This window comes from Rhizobium rosettiformans W3, assembly GCF_004912135.1.
GTDB classification, from domain to species: Bacteria; Pseudomonadota; Alphaproteobacteria; order Rhizobiales; family Rhizobiaceae; genus Allorhizobium; species Allorhizobium rosettiformans.
Window position 1 is genome coordinate 1 of the sequence record NZ_STGU01000058.1, and the last position, 2574, is coordinate 2574.

The window sequence follows — 2574 nt, forward strand, 5'->3', positions numbered from 1 at the left end:
CTTTCAGGTCATTTTCTTCTATTTGAAACAGCTAGCGTGCAAACACTCGCGCTTGCCGTCTTGTCAGCGCTGATTGTTTGGTTTGCAAGGCGAGCAGACAAAAATCGAGAGATGTTGGCGGAACTCAGGGAAGCGCTTGACGACCGCGAGGCCCGAATGGGGTCTATCCTCGACACGGTCCTTGATGCCACCATCGTCAGCGACGAGAACGGGATCATAATCTCGTTCAACTCCGCGGCCGTCCGCCAGTTCGGCTACTCGGAAGCTGAAGCGCTTGGGCAAAACCTGAAGCTGCTCATGCCTCAGCCTTACAAGGTCGAACACGACGGATACATGCGCCGCTACATGGAAACGGGCGAAAAGAGGATCATCGGCGTCGACCGCGTCGTGGTCGGCCAGCGTAAGGATGGCTCTACTTTTCCGATGAAGCTCGCGGTCGGCGAGATCAAACGTGGCGGAAAGCGGTTCTTCACTGGGTTCGTTCGCGACCTCACGGAGCGAGAGGAATCCGCCGCCCGCCTGCAGGAGTACCAGACCGAGCTCGCAAGGCTCGGCCGATTAAACGAAATGGGAGAGATGGCGTCGACGCTGGCGCACGAGTTGAACCAGCCATTGTCGGCCATCGCCAACTACGTGCATGGCTGCGCGCGCCTGCTACAGCACGCGGTTGGGGATCGCGACATCCAGGTTCGTGACGCATTGCTGGAAGCGGGCGAACAGAGCATTCGCGCCGGACAGATCATTCGACACCTGCGCGAGTTCGTAACCAAAGGCGAGACGGAAAAGCGGACGGAGAGCCTGCGTCAACTCATCGAAGAGGCCGGAGCGCTCGCTCTCGTCGGCTCGCGGGAAAAGGGCGTGCGCACAGTGTTCGATTTCACCGCGGACAACGACCAGGTCTTCGTCGACCGGATTCAGATTCAGCAGGTCCTCACCAACCTGATGCGGAATGCGATCGAGGCGATGAAGCAAACCGAGAAAAAGGAAATCCGCGTCAGTGTCTGTTCCGACAAGATGGGACTTTTGACGGTGACGGTCGAGGATTCCGGTCCCGGGATTTCTCCGGAAGTCGCCCAGGATATCTTCAAGCCGTTTACCACGACAAAGGCAGGGGGCATGGGGATCGGGTTGTCGATCTCCAGGCGCATCATCGAGGCCCATGGCGGAGACATGACCGTCTCCAAAAGTGAACTCGGCGGCGCCTCCTTCAGTTTTACCTTGATCCAGTACGACGAGGACCAGAATGCAGCCTGATGACTTCACCGTCCATATCGTTGACGACGAGGAGGCACTTCGCAAATCGCTGGGGTTCATGCTCACCGTGAACGGTTTTGCCGTGCGGCTTCATCCATCCGCAACAACCTTTTCAGAAATTGCCTCAAGCCTTCGCAACGCGATCCTGATCACGGACATGCGAATGCCTGACATGAGTGGGCTTGACCTGGTACGCAAGATCTCAAGCATTTCGCCCCCCATTCCGTCCATAATCGTGACAGGGCATGGCGACATTCCCATGGCCGTTGAAGCGATGAAAGCCGGTGCTGAAGATTTCATCGAGAAGCCGTTTGAAGAGTCGGTCATCATCGAGGCGGTGCGGCGGGCGGCCGAGAAACTGGCAGATTCATCCGCGGGTACGCTGAGCGTGGATGACATCCGCTCGCGCATCGGCAGCCTGAGTGAACGGGAGCGGCAAATCCTGTCGGCCGTTGTAGCCGGCCAGCCGAACAAGGCTATCGCGTTCAATCTTGATATCAGCCCGCGAACGGTCGAAGTCCATCGCGCCAATGTCATGACGAAGATGAGAGCACGCAGCCTTCCCGAACTGGTGCGCATGTCATTGGCCGTCAGCGTCTAGCCAATATGTCGCGCAATCCGACGTAAAGCTTGATCCATGACAAGGTGGCGCGTCGGCCAAGATGCGATCTTAAAGCTTGGTGAGAGATCACGACCGAGCTTCTGGGATCCCATTGTCCACGCTGTCTGCAATTGTTGCTGTTGTCAAAGACCCGGCTTTGCTGCGGTCGATCAGCTTTGCGCTCAACACGCATGGCCAGCCGGTAGAACAGTTCAACGACTGGAAGATGGCAACGGAGGCGATCAGTCGTGCGGAATGCGTCATCCTCGACACCTGCCTGCCGCCTGCCGATCTGACGGCCGGCCTCAGTCTGGCCAACCGCGGCATAAAGCTCGTCATCCTGGCGGAGGACGACAGGGACTACGGTAGCGGGAACAGGAAAGCCATATGCGTGCTGTCAAAACCCCTCAACGGGCCTGATATTGCTAACGCGGTATCAGCCCTACGTAGAAATCCGTAGTGGAAGAACTCAATGGCGGCCAAGCTCCCAATTCAACATGATCCCTTCAACCAAAGGGGACATGCCGATGCAAACCGCAGCTTCCATCGCACAGAATTCGCATCTCTCGCCCCCGCCGCGTGCACGCAGCCAGACGCATATCAGGCCGGTGACCTTTCATGCGCCCGACTGCGTGATCTATGCGCAGGGCGAGCGCACGCGATCGCTCTACCAGATCGAATACGGGGCGGTGCGCATTTACCGTCTTCTCGCTGATGGT

General features: G+C 57.9%; 3 protein-coding genes and 1 pseudogene. All 4 read left to right on the forward strand.

Going from position 1 to position 2574, the window contains the following annotated elements:
* On the forward strand, positions 1-1254 hold a 1254-nt coding region (locus FAA86_RS24235), incomplete at its 5' end, for a PAS domain-containing sensor histidine kinase (RefSeq protein ID WP_136543868.1).
* Entirely contained in the window at positions 1244-1855 is a 612-nt protein-coding gene (gene fixJ / locus FAA86_RS24240) for a response regulator FixJ (protein WP_136543870.1), read from the forward strand. The genes FAA86_RS24235 and fixJ, both read left to right, overlap by 11 nt.
* Positions 1856-1967: 112 nt before the next feature.
* Positions 1968-2315, forward strand: coding sequence for a hypothetical protein (locus FAA86_RS24245; protein ID WP_136543872.1), 348 nt, complete (start codon positions 1968-1970; stop codon positions 2313-2315).
* Positions 2316-2382: 67 nt separating this feature from the next.
* Positions 2383-2574, forward strand: a pseudogene (locus FAA86_RS24250) (helix-turn-helix domain-containing protein); the annotation flags it as partial.